We start from the raw sequence: 18,426 nt of genomic DNA on the forward strand, positions 1-18,426 counted from the left end.
TTGCTCAAGAGAACTTCCATGCCTGCATCCTTGAAACGTTCCCTGCTCGGCACCGCGTTCGCGCTGGTCGCCCTGGCCGGTGCTGTGCCCCAGGTCGTGGCCTCGCCCGACCAGCAATTTATTCCCCTGGCGACCTACCGGGTCGGCGCCTATGCCTCCAGCGGCGTGCAGGTGTGGGCCGGGATGATCGACTACCTGCGCTATATCAATGAAGTCGAGGGCGGCATCAATGGCGTGAAGCTGGTCTGGCAGGAGTGCGAGACCGAGTGGACCGCGGAGAAGGGCATCGAATGCTACGAGCGCTTCAAAAATGGCCTGGATGGCGCGCCGGTCGCGGTCTACCAGCCCAACGGCGCGCCGGCCGCCTATGCACTGAGTGAACGGGCGGAAGTGGACAAGATTCCGCTGATCACCCTCGGTTACGGTCGCACCGAAGCCACCGACGGCACGGTGTTTCCCTACAACTTCCCGGTGATGCTGACTTTCTACAGCGAGGCCTCGACCCTGGTGAACTACATTGCCGAGCGCGAAGGCGGCTTCGACAAACTCAAGGGCAAGAAGATCGCCACGGTCTATCACGACTCGGCCTACGGTCGCGAAACCCTCGGCCCGTTGAAGCTGCTCGCCGACAAGTACGGCTTCGAGAATATCCAGATTCCGGTGGCCGACCCCGGCAACGAGCAGTCGGCGCAGTGGCGCCAGGTACGCCAGGCCAATCCGGACTGGGTATTCCTGCGCACCTGGGGCGTGTCCACCCCGGTGGCGGTGAAGACGGCGGCGCGTTTCGGCTTCCCGGTGGACCATATCATCGGCGATATCTGGGCCAGTTCCAGCGAAGACGTGCTGCCGGCCGGTGCTGCCGCCAAAGGCTACCTGGCGCTCACACCCTACCCGGCAGGCAGCGACTTCGAGATCCACAAGCGTCTCAAACAGTCGGTCCTCGACAAGGGCCACAGCGACCTCAAGGACCTGAAGAATTTCGGCAGCGTCTACTACAACTCGGGCCTGGTGAACGCCGCCGTGGCCGTGGAGGCGATTCGCACGGCCCAGGCCAAGTTTGGCAAGCGCCCGCTCAATGGCGAAGAGGGGCGCTGGGGTCTCGAACATCTGAACATTGATGATGCGCGCCTCAAGGACATGGGCTACCTGGGCCTGATGCAAAACCTCAAGCTGTCGTGCCGCGACCATGAAGGCGGCGGTTCGGCGCGAGTGCAGCAGTGGGACGGTGCCAACTGGACACTGATCAGCGACTGGATCGCCGCCGACCGGGCGTTGTTGCGGCCGCTGATCGATGAAAAATCCGCCGCGTTCGCCAAGGAAAAGCACCTGACGCCGCGCACCTGCAGCGGGGATGAATAAACCATGAGCCAGCCTGCCACTGAGCCCGGGCGCCCGGCGCTGCTGACGGTCGACGATATCGAAGTGATCTATGACGGGGCGATCCTGGCGGTGGCCGGGGTGTCGCTGAGTGTGCCCAAGGGCGCAATCGTTGCGTTGCTCGGCGCCAATGGCGCGGGCAAAAGCACCACCCTCAAGGCCATTTCCGGGCTGGTGCGGGCCGAGCGCGCCGAAGTCAGCCGTGGCCGGATCGACTACGCAGGCCTGAACCTGGCGGGCGTTGAGCCCAGCCAACGGGTACGCCGGGGCATGGTGCATGTGCTCGAAGGCCGGCATGTGTTCGGCCAGCTCACGGTGGAAGACAACCTGCGCAGCGGCGGCTTTGTACGGCGCCTGAGCCGCCGGGAACTGGCCGAGGATCTGGAGCGCATCTACACCTGGTTCCCCAGGCTCAAGACCAAGCGTCACACCCGCGCCGGCCTGACCTCCGGTGGCGAGCAGCAAATGGTCGCCATTGGCCGGGCGTTGATGACCCGTCCGACCCTGGTGCTGCTCGACGAGCCGTCGATGGGCCTGGCGCCGATGATCGTGCAGGAGATTTTCGCGATCATCGCGCAGCTCAACCGCGAGCAACAGGTCAGCTTTTTGATCGCCGAACAGAATATCAATGTCGCGCTCACCTATGCGTCCCGGGGCTACGTGCTGGATACTGGGCGAGTGGTGTTGAGTGGCAGCGCCGCCGAGCTGCTGGGACGGGGTGACTTGCATGACATTTATCTGGGCAAACAGTAAGGGCGAAGGTGCATGAGTGAATCGATCCGCAACGCTGATGTATTGATCATCGGCGGCGGCCTGAGCGGCACGATGCTGGCGGTGCAACTGCTGCGCCTGCCGGGCAGGCGGCGCCTGCTGGTGATCGAACCGCGGGCGCAACTGGGGCGCGGCGAGGCCTACAGTGCGGTCGAACTGGGTCACACCCTGAACGGCAATGCGGCGCGCATGAGTGTCGACCCGGACAATGCCGATGACCTGACCCAATGGCTCACCGACTACATCGGCGCCGGAGGGTGGCCGGAGTCGGCGCAACAGCCGGTGCCCATCAGCGAACTGTTCCCGCCACGGGGCATTTTTGGCCTGTACGCGCAGCAGCGCCTGGCGCAGGCCAGAGCGCTGTCCGCATCCACCGTCGAGCATATCCGTGCAGAGGCGGTCGACGTGCACATCGACGCGGCCGGCGTCCTGTTGACCCTGGATAACGGCGAACGCCTGCGGGGCGCCTTTGCCGTATTGGCCACCGGCATGTTCCCGGCGGCGCGTACGCCGCAGACCGAATCCAGCGGCGTGAACGCGGCGGCGCTGGACCCCTGGGATGTACAGGCCATGACCCGGCTCGACCCGCAATCAAGCGTGCTGATCATCGGCTCCGGGCTGACCATGGTGGATGCCGTGGTCTCCCTGGAACAAGCAGGGCATCGCGGGCCGATCGAGGTGTTCTCGCGCCATGGCCTGTTGCCCCATGTGCGCCGCCAGCCGCCGGGCTGGGACGATTTTCTCGGTGCCGATCACACGCTGCGCAGCCCTCGGCAACTGTTGCGTGAAGTGCGGCGCCAATGCCGCAGGGCGCTCGATCAGGGCGTGGATTGGCAGGCGCCCCTGGACACGGTTCGGGTGCATATCGCCCGGTTGTGGAGCCAGGCGAGCGAACGCGAGAAGCGTCAGTTCGTGCGGCATGTGCGGCCGTGGTGGGAGAGTCATCACCACCGTTCGCCGCCGTTGAGTGCGCAGTTGGTGGAGCGGTTGCACGCGCAGGGGCGGTTGCGGATTCACGCCGCGTCGTTCAAGGGGCTGGAACCTTCGGCCAGCGGCGTAACCATTGGCGTGCGTTATCGTGGCGAGCAGAGCCTCACCCCGGTATCCGGCGCGGCGCTGATCAACTCCAGCGGCATCGAATACGACTGGCGCCGCGTTGCCCGGCCGTTGCCGCAACAATTGCTCAAGCGCGGGTTGGTACAGCCTGGGCCGTTGGCGCTGGGGATTGCGGCGGACACCTCTGGCGCGGTGCTGGATGCCCAGGGCCAGGTGAGCGGGCGGCTGTTCGCCATGGGCCCGCCGCTGCGCGGGATGTGGTGGGAGAGTACGGCGGTGACGGATGTGGCGATTCAGGCCAAGGCGCTGGCCGCCAGGCTCACACACATTTAAATGTGGGAGGGGGGCAGGCTCTGTGAGCCAGTGTAGGAGCGAGCTTGCTCGCGAAAAACATCAACGATAACGCGTGCTTCCTGAATGAACGCGGTGCCTGTGAGTTTTTCGCGAGCAAGCTCGCTCCTACAGACTGGCATCAGAGCCTGCCCCCTCCCACATTTGGATCTGCATTTATTTTGAAATTTTCACCAGTCCGGGCTTGAGGCCAAACACTTCAACGCCCTGGGGCGTCGATTGCCCGGTTGTCACCTTCACCCGTTCCACCGGCTGGTCCATCGCCGCACGGTACTCGACGATGTTGTCCGCCTGGATCGCCTCGCTTGGCACCACAATCGCCTGCGCATTGTTGTACGTCACAATGGTCAACCGCGCGCTCATTCCCAGGCGCACTTGCTGCAATTGCTGCGCCGTGAGGCTGGGGATCGACAACGTTACCGGAAATTGCGCGCTGCCCTGGCTGTCATTGGCGATTGCCAGGCCGCTGACCACGCTCACCGAACCGGTCAGCCGCTCACCGTCAAAACCATCCCCCATCACCTCCACCGCCTGGCCCTGGTGCAGTTGATTGATGTCCAGTTCGGAGACCTTGGCGACGATTTTCAAGCGTTCGATATTGGCCAGGCCAAACAACACCTGGCCTTGGCTGACCTTGCTGCCGGCTTGTACCGGTGCGTTGTTGCTGGCGCCGCTTGGGGAGGCCGTGCTGTTGCCGGGTGCGGGCACGACGATGCCGGAGAAGGGCGCCTTGACCTCCTTGCCCTCGAGCAGCTTATGCAGGGCGTCGTATTTGACCGTGGCGTTGGTCAGCTCCATATCGGCGATCTGCCGGTATTCGCCCTTGCCCTGTTCCAGCGCCTGTTGCAGTTCACTGCGCGCCGCTGCCAGGTCCAGTTGCTGCTGCTGGGTCTGTTGCTTGAGGTCGTCGAGTTCGTTGCGCGGAATGATGCCGCGCTTGAACAGGTTTTCGCTTTCGGTGAGCTTGCGCCGGGTGTTGCCGGCGTTCATTTCTGCGGTGCGCAGGCTGCGCCGGGCGCGGCTGACGGCGGCGCTGCTGTCCCAGTCCTGCATTTCCTGTACGGTACGTCGCGCCTTGAGCTGGGCCGAGAGGGCGTCGCGCAGTTGCACTTCGAGGGTGGCCGGGTCCATGCGCAACAGCACCTGGCCGGCCTCGACGCGCTGGCCTTGCTCCACCAGATTGACCAGTACATTGCCGTCGAACGGTGCGGTGAGGGTGACGGTGGTGTCGGGCTCGATCTTGCCCACCAGGCCGATCTGATGCACCAGCGGGTCGGGCTTCACCGCCAGCCACTGGTCACCGGTGGCGGCCGGACTTTCGGCCGAGGGGCGCAGGGCCAGCCCGAGGCCTGCCACCAGCAGGATCAATACCGCGCCCAGCAGGCGTTTGCGATTAGTAGTCATTGAGGGCGATTTCCCAACTTTCCAGGGTCATGCCCAGCGTCAAGTCAAGCTGGGTCTGAGCGTTCAAATAAGCGATCAGCGCATTGAGCCGCGCGTTTTCGGCGTTGCGCAGGTCAGTTTCGAAACTCAGCACCTGGAAGTTGGTGGAGCGCCCGGCGCTGAGTTTTTCCCGTTCAATCTCGATCTTGCGCCGCGACAGGTCCACGGCGCGCTGCGCGATCTCGTACTGGCGCCAGCGGGTGCCGAGGTCGCGCACCACATCGTTGACGGCGCGCTCGAGTTCCTGGCGGGCGTCGGTGATACGGATTTCCTGGTCCTCGACATCCACCCGAGCCCTGACTTCGGCCTGACGCGTGCTGATATCGCCGATGGGAATCTGCACCTGCACGCCGGCATAGCTGTCCCAGTTGCGGTTATGGGTGCGGCCATTATCGCTGTCGTTGGCGTCGCGCACCTGGTTCGCGCCCGCCACCAGGTCCACTTGCCAGCGTCCCGAATCCTTGGCGATCACCAGATTGAGGTCGGCCCGCTGGCTGCCGAGCAGGGCGGCAAGGTATTCCGGTTGCTGGGTTTGCGCGAGGTTGAACGCCTGGCGCTTGTCGATTTCCATGGGTCGGGCTTCCAGCGCTTCGGTGGCGCGAATCGGTGTGGACAGGTCCAGGGCCAGCAGGCGCAGCAGGGCCAGGCGACTGGTATCGAGCTGGTTCTGCGCTTCCTCCACGCCCAATTGCTGGGTGGCGATGTCGGCTTCGGTCTGCACGATCTCGAATTCGGCCATGCGCCCGGCACTGATCAACGCCTTGTTCACCTCCAGCAAGGTGTTGGAGCGCTTGAGCGCGTCCTGCACGATCACCTGCTGCTCCTGGGCCCGCAGCAACTCGCGGTAGGTGGCGATGATCTGGCTGATGGTTTGTGCCACGGTGGCCTTGAGGTTGAGACGGTTGGCCTGTTCCGCCAGGCGCGACAGGCGCAGCGGCGCGGTGGTGGCGTCCCAGCCGGCGCCACGCATCAGCGGCTGGATGATGGCCAGGTCAAGGCCGTCGCTGCGGTAACGGCCGGCACGGTCGGCGTTGTTCAGTTGCTGGGTCCAGGCCATGCTCAGGCGGGTGCCGTATTCGCCGAGCAGGCTGGTGGACGGCGCCAGGTTGGCGTTGCGCGCGCTGTCCTGGGAACCGCGTGTGCCCCGGTAATAACTGTTGAGGGTGAGCTTGGGGTTGAACACGTCTTCGGCGACCCGCAGGTCGAACTTCTGCGCGACCCGCTGCAGGTAGGCGCTGCGGATCGCCGGGTTGTTGCGCAGGCCCAGGTACACGGCGTCGCCCAGGGTCAGGGTGGTCACCTGGGCGTTCAGCGACACGCCGCGATCATAGCCGCTGCGGGTGGTGCTGGGCGCCGAGGGTTTGATCACCACCTCGGCGGCCCCGGCGGGCAGGCTGAGCAGCGCCAGCAGCAGTAGCCATTTACTCATCGCGCAAGGCCTCCACCGGCTGCAGGCGTGAGGCCGAGACCGCCGGGTAGATGCCAAAGAACAACCCCACCAGCAATGTGCTGCCCACGCCCAGGGGCAGGGCGGCCACCGCCAGGGAAAATACCCAGCCCGACAGCCAGGCGTAGAACCAGGCGGCGCTCATGCCGAGCACCGCGCCGCACAGCGCGCCGACGGCGGTCAAGGTGACGGCTTCGAGTAGGAACAGGTTGCGGATATCCCGTTGCCGAGCGCCCAGGGCCATGCGAATGCCGATCTCGCGACGGCGCTCGGACACGTTCATCAGCATCACATTCATCACCCCCACACCGCCGCCCACCAGGGAAATCGCGCCGAGGGCCAGCAGCAGGTACGCGAAGGTGCGGCTTTGGCGGGTCATGCCATCGATCATTTGCTGGGGCACCGTGATGTCGACGTTGTGCTCGGTCAGTTGCGGTTGCAACGCGGCGGCGGCGTCCCGTGCCACACGTTCCATATCCTGGCCTGGCCGGGCACGGATGATCAGGTTGTTGATCTGCGGGTTGGCAAAGATACGCCGCATGCCCTCGGCGGGAATGAACAGCGATTCATTGGCTTGCACCGGCATCAGCATCGCGCGTGGCTGGTTCTGCAGGATGCCGATGATCAGGAACAAGTAGTCGTTGATGCGCACGCGGTCGCCCGTTTTGAGCGGCTCTCCGGGTACGCCGAGGGCCTGGGCGACCTGGTCACCGATCACCGCATAGGTCTGGTTGGCATCGAAGGCCGACAGGAAACGCCCTTCACGCACCGCCAGGCGCATGGCGGCCTGCACATCCGGGGTGCTGCCGACGAAGTTGGCATTGGCGGTGCGCCCATGGAACACAATGGGCCCGCTGAACAGGCTGAGCGCGCCGATGTGCGCAATGCCCGGTACGGTCTGGCGCACCGCGCCCAGGTCGAGCCGGGTGCGCATCGGCACATTGGCGCTGCCTTTGGGCGGGAACTGGACGACCAGGGTGTCGGTGCCCATGTCCTTGAAAATCATGGCGGCATCCACCGCAGCGTTATGGCCGATATTGATCAAGGCGACCACCGACGAACTGCCGATCACGATACCCAGCAGCGCCAGCACCGAGCGTTTGCCCAGGGTACGCAGGCTGATAAACGCTTCATGCAGCAGTTGGCTCAGACTCTGTTCGACCCGCAGGCTCATAGGCGCTCGGCCTCGTGCACCACGCCGTTGCGCACCAGGATCTTGCGCTCCAGCCGCTCGGCGATGTGCGCGTCATGGGTGACGATGATCAGCGTCACCTGTTGCTCGCGATTGAGCGCCAGAAGCAGGTCCATGATGTCCTGGGCGGTGCTGCTGTCGAGGTTGCCGGTGGGTTCGTCGGCGAGGATTACCGAGGGCTTGCCGACCAGCGCCCGCGCGATGGCGACACGCTGGCGCTGGCCGCCGGACAGGTCGGCCGGGCGGTGGTGAGCGCGCTCGGCCAGGCCGACCTGATCAAGCATGCGCAAAGCCTGTTCCACCGATTCATGGCGGGATACGCCACGGTAACTGAGGGGCAGGGCGACGTTGTCCAGAGCGCTGAGGCGCGGCAGCAGGTTGAAGCTCTGGAACACGAAACCGATCTGCTGGTTGCGGATCGCCGCCAGTTCATCGGGACTGCTGTTGAAAATATCGTGACCGGCGAAGCGGTACTGGCCGCAGTTGGGCAGGTCCAGCAGCCCGAGGATATTGAGCAGGGTGCTTTTGCCGGAGCCGGACGCGCCGAGAATGCCGCAGCTGTCCCCGCTGGCGATGGACAGGCACACGTCATTCAGAATGGACAAGTGTTGCCCGGCAAGCTGATAGCTTTTGCCGATGCCCTGCAGGGAAATCAGGTGGGGGTGCGCGGAGGGCTCTGTGATCATGACTACGCCTGCCGTCTCAACGGTGCGGTGCTTTCCCGTAAATCTTTGTAACAACTTGGGAAGCCGCCAGTGCCCGTCGGGAACTGATTATTTTCTTGTTTTTAAAAGATTGTTTGAATAGTAACCGCGTTCATTGCGCTTCGCCAGCGGTGGATTTAGAGCGGTTTGATGCGTTCAAACAAGCGCTTCAAACCCATTGCGCGGTGTGCAAAAGGCCGTCGGACTTCCCCGACATCGCCGTATGCGAAGGCTTTCAAGCATATGGCACCGTGTCATTACTTGCTTTCGAACGAAGGCCCCGGTATAAAAAATCAAAATATTTTTTAAAACAATATTTCCCCCCCGTGGAACCCTTATGGCTGCGAAGAAACTCAGCGCTCCAAACATTACCAAGACTCGACTGCTGGATGCGACAGAGGCGCTCTTTATTAAGTACGGATATGACGCCGTTTTATTACGGCAGATTACCGAGCGTGCCCAAGTCAACCTGGCTGCGGTGAATTACCACTTCGGGGACAAGGATTCCCTGATGAAAACCCTGCTGATGCAGCGCCTCGAGCCGCTCAATGAGCAGCGCCTGGAGTTGCTGGCGCGTTGTGAAGCCCAAGCTGACGGCCCGCTCGACTGCGACACGCTGCTCGGTGTGCTGTTCGCCCCCGCCATGGGGATGGAGCGCAGCGATCCCGCCAGCGGGGAAGGGCGTTCATTCATTCGCTTCCTGGGCCGGGTCTATAGCGACACCTCGCCCTTTATCCAGGAATACCTCAAGGTCCATTACCAGCCGGTGTTCCAGCGTTTCTTCGAAGCGTTTGCCCTGGCGCTGCCGGACCTGCCGCGCAACGAATTGGGTGTGCGCCTGCAATTTGCCCTCAAGGCGATTTCCGGGGTGATGGCCGGCACCGAATTGCGCCTGCTGATGAACTCCATGAGCCTGGGCCGCCCGGCCACGGACGCCGAGGTGATGGCCAAGCTGATTACCCTGGTGTCGGCGGCGATTCGGGTGCCGCAGCAAAGCGCCGAGGCCGAGATAGCGTTGGCCAAAGTGCTGGAGACCCAGCGGGCGATTCGTGAGCAGGCGAATGCACCCGCCGCCAAGGTTGCGCGCTAAGCCAAATCCAGGGCAAAAAAAAGCCCGCTGGGGCGGCGGGCTTGATATGCAACGTTTGTAACGGATGAGGCTTCACACTACGTCCTGGCTTGTGAATAAAACGTGAAAAATATGTAAGAGAAAGTATGAATACGTTAACGCAGACAAACTGACGCCCATAACGAACGCTAAATTTTCCAGCGAGGGGCACTTTTCGCCAGTCGCTGCCGCATCTGATCCACATTGGCCGCCAGTTGCACGGTCAACAATCGATAACCGTCAAGCGCACTGTACACGGGAGCATCCAATGGTGTCTGGACAACATTGGTGTGTTGAGGGCGGTCCAGACGCTCCGTGACGCCTGATTTCAACGCCCGTGCCATGCCTACCAACTGAACGCGGATCTGCCGGTGCTCGGCCTTGAGCGTCATGCGCATGCGTGCGCTGGCGTGTTCATCGCGTGGGTCCGGTCGGGTATTGCCAAGAATTTCCAGGGTGCTGATGCACATGCGCAGGTGCCGCTGGAGTTTGTCCAGCTCGGTCATTGAGATCCGCACTTCCTTGGACACCGACGGCATCAGCGAGCGCAGTTGCAGCATCGCCGCGTTCAAGCGGTTGAGCAGCTTGAGGTGCTCATCGTCGGAGACGGATTGGCCATTGATGATGCGGCTGTAGATCGCCGCACAATCGCGCAGGGCGCTGGCCAGGTTGTAGCGCCACGAGTACACCGCGTACAGCGGCAGGGCGAAGGAAAACGCCAGGGCCAGTGCGATGCCGATCAGGATGTCGACCGTGCGCCACAGGCCATCCGAAATCGGATTGTCGCCGTGCCCGGCCACGATAAACACCGTGATCGCCGACAGCAGCGCGATATAGCCGCCCTTGCCGATGGCATGGTAGGAAAAGAACCCACACACCGCCGACATCAGCAGGTACGTCAGGAAGGGCTGACCGAAGTAGGCTTTCTGCACCACCAGCAGCAACCCGACGCTGGCGCCGATCAGCGTACCGTACGCACGCTCCACGGCTTTCTTGCCGATATTGCCATGGTGCTGCAAACCGCCGATCACGATCAGCATGGTCACCGACGCCCATTCGCCATGGGGCAGGTTGAGGCCGGTGGTCAGCAGGATCGTCGCCAATAAGCCGATGGACACGCGCACGGCGTGGATCAGCTTGGCGTGGCGATAGCGCCGGTAAGGGTCGAGCAGGGGGCGCAGCAGGCGCCGGGCAAAAATGGGCAGGTTCATCGGTATTAAGGGGGCCTCATTAGTCAGGGCAAACCGATCGAATGTGAGAGGGGATTGCCCTAATGTCAGTGAAGCGTACACAGCCGTCTGTAGGAGCGAGCTTGCTCGCGAAAAACTCACAGGCACCGCGTTCATTCAGAAAGCACGCGTTATCGTTGACGTTTTTCGCGAGCAAGCTCGCTCCTACAAAAGTCCTAACTGACTGGCATCAGGGCAAGCCCCCTCCCACCTATTTGACCGAGGTGATCTTAGAAGATGTAGTCGGTGCTGATGAAGCTCGAGTCACGGTTGCGCAGGATATCGCCGAGCAGCGCCTTGTTGCTCTCCTGGAACTTGGTCGCCACCAGGGTGCGGATCGAGAACACGCGCAGCGCGTCATGTACCGACAACGTACCCTCGGCCGAGTTCTTGCGCCCGTTGAAGGGGAAGGTGTCCGGCCCGCGCTGGCACTGGGCGTTGATATTGATCCGGCCAACCTGGTTGGCGAAGGTATCCACCAGCCGTCCGATCTCCACGGCGTTGGTGCCGAACAGGCTCAATTGCTGGCCGAAGTCCGAGTCCAGTACGTAGTCGATCACCGTCTCCAGATCACGGTAGGGCACGATCGGCACCACGGGGCCGAATTGTTCTTCGTGGTACACGCGCATCTGCGGGTTCACCGGGTACAGCACGGCCGGGTAGAAGAATGACCCACGGCTCGCACCGCCGTCGGCGTTCACCACCCGGGCGCCGTGCTGCGCGGCATCGGCCACCAGGTCGTTGAGGTAATCCACCTTGCCCACTTCCGGCAGCGGGGTCAGCGCCACGCCGTCATCCCAGGGCATGCCGGGTTTGAGCGTCGCCAGCCTGGCGTTGAATTTTTCGATAAAACGGTCGACCACATCCTCATGCACAAACAGGATCTTCAAGGCCGTGCAACGCTGGCCGTTGAACGACAGCGAGCCGGTGAGCGCTTCGCTGACCGCATTGTCGAGATCGACCTCGGGCAGCACGATGCCCGGGTTTTTTGCATCCAGGCCCAATGCGGCGCGCAGCCGGTGGGGTTTCGGGTGCAGTTTTTTCAGGGCGCTGGCGGCCTTGTTGGTGCCGATGAACGCAAAGATATCGATCTTGCCGCTGGCCATCAGCGCGCTCACGGTTTCGCGGCCGCTGCCATAGATCACGTTGATCACCCCGGCCGGGAAGCTGTCGCGGAACGCCTCCAGCAACGGGCGGATCAACAGCACGCCGAGCTTGGCCGGCTTGAACACCACGGTGTTGCCCATGATCAGCGCCGGGATCAGCGTGGTGAACGTTTCGTTGAGCGGGTAGTTGTAAGGCCCCATGCACAGCGCCACGCCCAGGGGCACGCGGCGGATTTGCCCGAGGGTGTCCTGCTCCAGCTCAAAGCGGCTGCTGCGACGGTCGAGTTCCTTGAGGGCGTTGATGGTGTCGGTGATGTAGTCGCAGGTGCGGTCGAACTCTTTCTGTGAGTCCTTGAGGTTCTTGCCGATCTCCCACATCAGCAGCTTGACCACCGCGTCGCGCTGTTCGCGCATGCGCCGCAAGAAGGCCTCCACATGCCGGATGCGGTCGGCCACGCGCAGGGTCGGCCACTCACCCTGGCCCCGGTCATAGGCGCGCACGGCGGCGTCGAGGGCGGTGAGGGCGGTCTCGGCGTCCAGCAGCGGCGTGCTGCCGATGTGCACGCGTTCGTCACCCAGTTGCACAGGGCTTTGCACGCGGGCCAGCGGGCCGTTCCACACCCGCAACTGGCCATCGACCAGGTAATCACGTTGTTCAATCGGCGCCGCCAGGCGAAATTGTTCCGGAATCTCTGCGGTGGAGGCAGGAAACAGCTGCGTGAGCAGGTTGCTGGTGGTCATGTCGCTACCCCTGGAATAGTTGCAAATCTTGACTAGAGAGTCACCCATACGAGGGCTCTGTGGCAAGGCTTGCGCGCTTTCCCCTGCGCATGGCGGGTGCTTCGGGATAAACTGCGCGGCTTTCTTGAAGGAGTTCACATGAGTCACTACCAGCCGGGCATTCTTGCCACACCGGTGCCGTTGCAGGCACGCCATCTGTTTTTTGCCCTCGAGTCCCGGGATGCCTTGCCGGCTGCGCTGGACGCGCTGGTGCAGTTGACGGATTCAGCGGCGGTGGTCGGCTTCGGTAAACCCCTGGTAGACGCGCTGGGCGCAGGCATCGAAGGGTTGCGCAGCTTCCCGGCCATCAGCGGCCCGGGCGCGCACAACCCGTCCACCCAGCAGGCTGTGTGGGTGTGGTTGCATGGCGTGGACCGGGGTGAATTGCTGTTGCGCAGCCGCGCGTTCGAAAAAGCCCTGGCGCCGGCGTTGCGTCTGGTACAGATGACCGAAGGCTTTCGCTACAAGACCGGTTTCGACTTGACCGACTACGAAGACGGCACCGAGAACCCTCACGATGACGCGGCCGTCGAAGCGGCCTTCACCCACAGCGGCGCCAGCTTCGCCGCCCTCCAGCAGTGGCAGCACGACCTCGACGGTTTCGCCGCGCTACCGGCCCAGGAGCGCGACCACATCATCGGCCGTCGCCATGGCGACAATGAAGAACTCGACGACGCCCCCGATTCCGCCCACACCAAGCGCACCGCCCAGGAAAGCTTCACCCCGCAGGCGTTCGTGGTGCGTCGTTCGATGCCATGGGCCGAGAACGGCCAGGCGGGGCTGATGTTTCTCGCGTTCGGGCATTCCTTCGACGCATTCGAAGCGCAACTGCGCCGCATGAGTGGGCTGGAAGACGGGATTGTCGATGGTTTGTATCGCATCAGCACACCCTTGACCGGTGGCTACTATTGGTGCCCGCCCTTGCAGGAAGGGTGTCTGGACCTCAGTGCGATCACACCGGCAACGCCGTTCTGAAGGTGTGCGAACCCTGGAACTGACCTGAGGACGCTGGCCACTTAACAGCGACCTCGGCACACTTCCAGGAGCACTCAATCATGATGGTCTCACGCATTTCCGTGAACGTTTCACCGGCGCGTCCGAATCCGAAGGATTACTCATCGATGTCGGACTCGGACCTGGCCAAGGCATTTGGCGATAACTTCCAGGCGTTCAAGCACCCGACGACCCCGAACGCAACCACGGATAAAATCCGTGAAGTGGCGGGACGTTCGCTGACCGGCGACGCGCAGAAAGATAATGAAACCCAACTGGCCCGCGAGCTGCTCAAACGTGACAACGTCATGAAGGCGCTGGATTCAGTGGATGACAACGGCAAGCGCGACGGCGTGATCGGCCCCTGGAATCCGAAGATGGCGGCTGATCAGTTAGCCTGTCGTTGCCGCCCGAACCCGCCCATTACCACGCTGCAAATCACTTATTGAGCCGGGCCGGGCCAGCCCTTGGCAACATGAAAAGATTGACAGGCAAGCCAACCAACGCTGAAAAAAATCCGCACTGGCCGTACTCTAGGCACCCTTGCCACCTGTGCGGATTGTTCATGTCTCCTGTTGCCGATGGGCTGCCCCTCGATAAACGCTTACCGGCCGTGATTGCCCTTTCCCTGGGCATCGGCATGGCGACGCTGGACACTGCCATCGTCAATACCGCCTTGCCGACACTGGCCCAGGGCATCGGTACTGACTCGGCCTCGGTGATCTGGGTGGTCAACGCCTATCAGTTGGCGATTATCGCAACCGTGCTGCCGTTTGCTTCGTTGAGCGATGTGCTGGGGCATCGCCGCGTATACCTCGGCGGGTTGCTGCTGTTCATTGTCTCGTCGTTATTGTGCGGGCTTGCCGATTCGCTGCTGACCCTCACCGCCGCGCGGGTGGCTCAGGGCCTGGGGGCGGCCGCGCTGATGAGCGTCAACACCGCGTTGCTCAGGCATATCTACCCCGCGAAAATGCTCGGGCGTGGCCTGGGCTATAACTCGCTGGTGGTGGGGCTGGCGTTCACTCTCGGGCCCACCGCCGCGTCGGCGATTCTCTCAGTGGCCAGTTGGCATTGGCTGTACCTGATCAATGTGCCACTCGGGCTGCTGGCCCTGGGCCTGGGCCTGCGCTCGTTACCGACGCTGCCGATCACCGGGCACGCGTTTGATCGGTTGGCGGCGCTGTTATGTGCCGGCTTGTTCGCCTTGCTGGTCCTGGGTCTGGGCGCCGCCGTGCATGGCGCACAGGGCGCGCTGACCCTGGGCCTGATCGCGCTGGCGCTGGTGTTCGGCGCTTTACTGCTGCGCCGCGAGACCGGGCATCCGGCGCCGATGCTGGCAATCGACCTGTTCAAGCGCCCGCTGTTTGCGTTGTCATCGCTGACCGCGATCTGTGCCTTCAGTGCCCAGGGCCTGGCGTTTGTCGCCTTGCCGTTCCTGTTGCAGTCGGCGCTGGGCCACAGCCAGGTGCAGACCGGCTTTCTGATGACGCCGTGGCCTGCCGTGGTGGCGGTCATGGCCCTGGTTGCGGGACGCCTGGCTGACCGCGTGTCACTGGGTTTGCTGTGCGGTATTGGCTTGTTGATGCTCAGTGTCGGCATGGCCGCGCTGGCAACCTTGAGCAATGATGCCTCGGCCTTCGACATCGGCTGGCGCATGGCCTTGTGTGGCGCCGGCTTCGGCTTTTTCCAGTCGCCCAATCTCAAGGCGCTGATGACCAGCGCACCCCTGGCCCGCAGCGGCGGAGCGAGTGGCATTGTGGCGATCTCGCGGTTGCTGGGCCAGACACTGGGCGCCTCGTTGGTCGCCCTGTGTTTCCATCTGTTCGTGGACAGTGGCCCAGCCTGCGCACTGTGGCTGGGTTGCGGGTTTGCGCTGATCGGTGCTGTGGCCAGTGGCCTGCGTTTATTGCCCTATAAACGAACGGCTTAGCGCTTGTGGCTGGCGCGCACGCAATGCTCAGCGGTTTTTAAGGCTCTCCAGCCAAGCCGGGTCGAGGCGGGTTTGTTCGGTATCGATCCCCAGCGCCTGCATCCTGGCCTTGTGCGCCTGGACCTCATCCACCAGTTGCGCCTGGGCGCTGGAGTTGGCATCCAGGGCATGCATCTGTGTCAGCGCCAAGTGGTAGAAACGCAACACGTTGATAGCGTCCGGGTCATCGGCCTGCACCCGTTCGCTGACCTTGTGCATCACATTGGTCACGCTCATCAGGCTGCGCTTGAGCTGCCAGCCGTATACCGCCGGTGCCAGCCAGGCCTGGCGCCAGAAGGGGCCGCGCACCAGAGCGACGGTGATCAACACCCCGGCAAACACTCCACCGACGTTGAAGCGCACGTTATCACCCCCCGGTTCACCGAACAGCATCACCGCCAGGCCCGACAACAACATGGCCACGGCCAGGAATACCACGGCGACGATCAGCGTGCTGCGGCGGGTTTGTTGTCGATAGAGGGCAGGGTCACAGGGTTTGAGTTCGAACATTCGGGTCAGGTCTCCAGCACGGGAGGGCATCTTCTCATGCTTGACGCAATCAAGTTGAACGATGGCCAACGGTGTTTCCTCTAAATTCTGAAGTCACCATGAGGTAAGCCATCATGTCCGAATACAAGCAACCGCCGCCTGGCACGCCCAATCCTGAGCGCACCCCCGGTGAAGAGGAGCGCGATAACGATGCGCTGCGCCCCAACGACCCGGCCGAGCGCCAGGACAACGAAGACGTGGAGCAGGTCGAGCACGACCTGGAAAACCTCCACGACAAAGCCCGCCCGCTGTAAGCAAGGAGGTCTGTATGAGCAATCCCCCGAACGGCCCGCGCTCTGACGAACACGCCACCGGCAAGGATGAGCTGGGATTCGATCCCGACTCGCCGGATGTGGCTGACCCGCAGGTCGATCCCATTGGCCCGGCCATCGCGCCGCTGGATCAGCCAAAACAAGCGGAAAAAAAGCCGCCCTACGATCCGTTGGGCGACTTGAAGAAGTAAACCAGGCCCCGCAATGTGCGGGGCTTTGTTTATTTTGGAGGGTTCCAGCTCACATCGGTGATGCCGTATTTTTCCGCCCAGGGCCGAGTGGTTTTTTTCACCTGCTCATGCCCCACGCGGCCGATGCGGCTGACGTGCGCAATGTCGGCGTCGACGGCCGCCCAGTGCCAGGCTTCGGTGCTGTTCATCACCTCGGCGCGCACTACAAAAGACTTGGGTTTACCGTGCAGCTGGTAGTTGATGGTGTAGATTTTTGCGGTACTCATGTTGCCTCCCTGTCTTGTTATAGATGGATAGGCCGCCGCGCGTAAAGGTTCATTCAAAATGACAATTCGCACGGGCGCGCGGCGTAGTGACGCATCCAGTCCGCATCAATGGCCAAGAGTCTTGAGCTAGAGCCTTCGCTGAACCGTTTTTTCTCCATGTTGGTGCACATTCGTTCGAACTTTTTGCAAATGCGAAGGTTCGAACTGATTCCTGAATACTTTGCCCACTCAAAAAATGGAGATGTAAACGATGTCCAAACTATTCGGAAACTTCCTCAAGAACACCTCGTGGCTGGCCCTGGTGGCGGCACCAGGCGTGGTGTTCGCGGCACCGTCGACCGACCCGATTTCCACCTTCGGGATCCTCGGCAGCTATAACGACTTCAAGCTCGAAGGCGGTAGCGAAAGCGACAAGGACCACATGCCCGAGGCGGGCCTGTTCTACAACTTCGGCAATAAGCTCACTGCCGAATCCGGCTTCATCTACCAGGCCGGTATCGAAGCCAAGTACGGCGAAAAGAGCGACAACAAACTCAAGGAAGGCCAGGCCGACCTCGACCTCGGCTGGCGCGCCGCGCTGGATGCGCGCAATTTCGTCGACGTGATTGTCGGCGGTGGCTACACCTGGACGCGTTACGAGCCGGACACCAATGGCTACGACCTGAAGCTCACCAACAAGTCGCCGTTCGCCAAGGCTGCCCTGGGTTACAACCACCAGTTCGATGACATGACCCTGCGCGTTGAAGCCGGCGCCCGTCATACCATTGATGGCCGCGCCAAACTCAAGGTGGACGGCGTCGGCAGCGACAGCGTGGACCTCAAGGACCGCACCAACCCTTACGCCGAAGTCAGCCTGCTGATGAACCAGAAGGGTAACCTGCCGGTGATGGCGGGCCTGTACTACACCCGCACCGAATACAAGCTCGATGATGATTCCTATGTAGCCGACAATACCAAGCTCAAGCGTGATGAGTATGGTTTGAAGGTCGGTATCGCGTTCTGACGCTGTTGCACTGTAAAAAACGCCCCGAACATTCGGGGCGTTTTTTTTGCAGCTGTTTCAGGTCAGCCCAGTTGATCGTTCCCCCGCTCCGCGTGGGAAAGCATCCCGTGACGCTCCGCGCCCCCCTTGCGCAAGTGCCGGATCTTGCGCTTAAAGCAGGACGCGGAGCGTCCCGGGTGGCATTCCCACGCAGAGCGTGGGAACGATCATGTGAGCCTGTTTGCAGGTCAGCCCAGTGCCGCCAGTTGCGCCACGGTTTCGGGAAAACGCGCCACCAGTCGTATCAACGTGACAGCCTGTGCATTGGGCTTGGCCCGGCCTTGTTCCCAGTTCTCCAGGGTGCGGGTGTTGGTACGCAGGTACATGGCGAATACCGACCGCGAGAGGTTGAGTTGCTGGCGTACGGCGATTACCTCATCAGCGGTGAGCGGCGCCAGCTTGTTGAGGTGGACTTTGTGGGTGCGCAGGGTGATTTTGCCCTGGCGTTCATCGGCCAGGGCGTCGAAGCCTTCGATTAGCTCTGAAGCGGTATCGCGAGTCATAGTCACTCCTACGTAGATTGCGTATGAGCGGGTCACTCTAAGAAAGGAAGTTGGGACCGTATGTCAGACGGAGTTGT

At 62.4% G+C, this 18,426-nt stretch carries 19 protein-coding genes; 10 read left to right on the plus strand and 9 right to left on the minus strand.

Features of this window, described 5'->3' with window-relative positions; translation table 11 throughout:
* Window positions 1–18: 18 nt before the first annotated feature.
* From BFP90_RS17085 to BFP90_RS17095, 3 genes are read left to right on the plus strand one after another with little or no spacing between them, the layout of a single operon-like run.
* Complete coding sequence (locus tag BFP90_RS17085; RefSeq protein WP_065897531.1) at window positions 19–1,359, plus strand: ABC transporter substrate-binding protein; 1,341 nt, start codon at window positions 19–21, stop codon at window positions 1,357–1,359.
* A 3-nt stretch (window positions 1,360–1,362) separates the two neighbouring features.
* The gene (locus tag BFP90_RS17090; protein WP_065897533.1) at window positions 1,363–2,130 is read left to right on the plus strand and encodes an ABC transporter ATP-binding protein; all 768 of its coding nucleotides are present in this window, start codon (window positions 1,363–1,365) and stop codon (window positions 2,128–2,130) included.
* A 12-nt stretch (window positions 2,131–2,142) separates the two neighbouring features.
* Window positions 2,143–3,537: an FAD/NAD(P)-binding protein gene (locus BFP90_RS17095; RefSeq protein WP_065897535.1), complete on the plus strand. Its 1,395-nt coding sequence runs from the start codon at window positions 2,143–2,145 to the stop codon at window positions 3,535–3,537.
* Between the two features lie 174 nt (window positions 3,538–3,711).
* Here BFP90_RS17095 and BFP90_RS17100 read toward each other — a convergent pair whose 3' ends face one another.
* Genes BFP90_RS17100 through BFP90_RS17115 form a run of 4 tightly spaced genes read right to left on the minus strand, consistent with a single transcriptional unit; the run spans window position 3,712 to window position 8,323 of the window.
* Window positions 3,712–4,959, minus strand: a complete 1,248-nt coding sequence (locus BFP90_RS17100) for an efflux RND transporter periplasmic adaptor subunit (RefSeq protein WP_065894922.1) — start codon at window positions 4,957–4,959, stop codon at window positions 3,712–3,714.
* On the minus strand, window positions 4,949–6,427 hold the full coding sequence (locus BFP90_RS17105) for a TolC family protein (protein WP_065897537.1): 1,479 nt from the start codon (window positions 6,425–6,427) through the stop codon (window positions 4,949–4,951). The genes BFP90_RS17100 and BFP90_RS17105 overlap by 11 nt, the downstream gene beginning before the upstream one ends.
* A complete protein-coding gene (locus BFP90_RS17110; protein ID WP_065897538.1) occupies window positions 6,420–7,619 on the minus strand; it encodes an ABC transporter permease in 1,200 nt (399 codons plus the stop codon). The genes BFP90_RS17105 and BFP90_RS17110 overlap by 8 nt, the downstream gene beginning before the upstream one ends.
* Window positions 7,616–8,323: an ABC transporter ATP-binding protein gene (locus BFP90_RS17115; protein WP_065884933.1), complete on the minus strand. Its 708-nt coding sequence runs from the start codon at window positions 8,321–8,323 to the stop codon at window positions 7,616–7,618. The genes BFP90_RS17110 and BFP90_RS17115 overlap by 4 nt, the downstream gene beginning before the upstream one ends.
* Window positions 8,324–8,678: 355 nt before the next feature.
* Here BFP90_RS17115 and BFP90_RS17120 point away from each other — a divergent pair, with 355 nt between their 5' ends.
* Entirely contained in the window at window positions 8,679–9,431 is a 753-nt protein-coding gene (locus BFP90_RS17120; protein WP_065894924.1) for a TetR/AcrR family transcriptional regulator, read from the plus strand.
* Window positions 9,432–9,598: 167 nt separating this feature from the next.
* Here BFP90_RS17120 and BFP90_RS17125 read toward each other — a convergent pair whose 3' ends face one another.
* A complete protein-coding gene (locus BFP90_RS17125) occupies window positions 9,599–10,660 on the minus strand; it encodes an FUSC family protein (RefSeq protein WP_065897540.1) in 1,062 nt (353 codons plus the stop codon).
* A 248-nt stretch (window positions 10,661–10,908) separates the two neighbouring features.
* Window positions 10,909–12,525 (minus strand): NADP-dependent glyceraldehyde-3-phosphate dehydrogenase, encoded by a 1,617-nt coding sequence (locus tag BFP90_RS17130; protein WP_065894926.1) that lies wholly within the window; start codon window positions 12,523–12,525, stop codon window positions 10,909–10,911.
* 138 nt (window positions 12,526–12,663) lie between these two features.
* Here BFP90_RS17130 and BFP90_RS17135 point away from each other — a divergent pair, with 138 nt between their 5' ends.
* From BFP90_RS17135 to BFP90_RS17145, 3 genes are all read left to right on the plus strand, one after another.
* Window positions 12,664–13,539 carry a Dyp-type peroxidase gene (locus tag BFP90_RS17135; RefSeq protein WP_065897542.1) on the plus strand — a complete coding sequence of 292 codons (876 nt, stop codon included), beginning with the start codon at window positions 12,664–12,666 and terminating at the stop codon, window positions 13,537–13,539.
* Between the two features lie 80 nt (window positions 13,540–13,619).
* Window positions 13,620–14,006, plus strand: coding sequence for a hypothetical protein (locus tag BFP90_RS17140; RefSeq protein ID WP_130138241.1), 387 nt, complete (start codon window positions 13,620–13,622; stop codon window positions 14,004–14,006).
* A gap of 116 nt (window positions 14,007–14,122) precedes the next feature.
* Complete coding sequence (locus tag BFP90_RS17145) at window positions 14,123–15,487, plus strand: MFS transporter (protein ID WP_065894929.1); 1,365 nt, start codon at window positions 14,123–14,125, stop codon at window positions 15,485–15,487.
* A gap of 27 nt (window positions 15,488–15,514) precedes the next feature.
* Here BFP90_RS17145 and BFP90_RS17150 read toward each other — a convergent pair whose 3' ends face one another.
* Complete coding sequence (locus BFP90_RS17150; RefSeq protein ID WP_065894930.1) at window positions 15,515–16,036, minus strand: DUF3087 family protein; 522 nt, start codon at window positions 16,034–16,036, stop codon at window positions 15,515–15,517.
* A gap of 113 nt (window positions 16,037–16,149) precedes the next feature.
* Between BFP90_RS17150 and BFP90_RS17155 the strand changes: the two genes are divergently transcribed.
* A complete protein-coding gene (locus BFP90_RS17155; RefSeq protein ID WP_065894931.1) occupies window positions 16,150–16,329 on the plus strand; it encodes a hypothetical protein in 180 nt (59 codons plus the stop codon).
* 14 nt (window positions 16,330–16,343) lie between these two features.
* Window positions 16,344–16,538 carry a DUF6021 family protein gene (locus BFP90_RS17160; protein WP_065894932.1) on the plus strand — a complete coding sequence of 65 codons (195 nt, stop codon included), beginning with the start codon at window positions 16,344–16,346 and terminating at the stop codon, window positions 16,536–16,538.
* A gap of 29 nt (window positions 16,539–16,567) precedes the next feature.
* Here BFP90_RS17160 and BFP90_RS17165 read toward each other — a convergent pair whose 3' ends face one another.
* A complete protein-coding gene (locus BFP90_RS17165) occupies window positions 16,568–16,804 on the minus strand; it encodes a DUF6555 family protein (RefSeq protein ID WP_065884944.1) in 237 nt (78 codons plus the stop codon).
* A gap of 250 nt (window positions 16,805–17,054) precedes the next feature.
* Here BFP90_RS17165 and BFP90_RS17170 point away from each other — a divergent pair, with 250 nt between their 5' ends.
* Window positions 17,055–17,807, plus strand: a complete 753-nt coding sequence (locus BFP90_RS17170) for an outer membrane beta-barrel protein (protein WP_065894933.1) — start codon at window positions 17,055–17,057, stop codon at window positions 17,805–17,807.
* Between the two features lie 227 nt (window positions 17,808–18,034).
* On the opposite strand, the gene BFP90_RS17175 is transcribed toward BFP90_RS17170, so the two are convergent.
* A complete protein-coding gene (locus BFP90_RS17175; RefSeq protein WP_065897544.1) occupies window positions 18,035–18,349 on the minus strand; it encodes a helix-turn-helix domain-containing protein in 315 nt (104 codons plus the stop codon).
* Between the last annotated feature and the right edge of the window lie 77 nt (window positions 18,350–18,426).

The sequence above is a fragment of the Pseudomonas sp. 24 E 13 genome (genome assembly GCF_900004715.1).
Lineage (GTDB): Bacteria > Pseudomonadota > Gammaproteobacteria > Pseudomonadales > Pseudomonadaceae > Aquipseudomonas > Aquipseudomonas orientalis_A.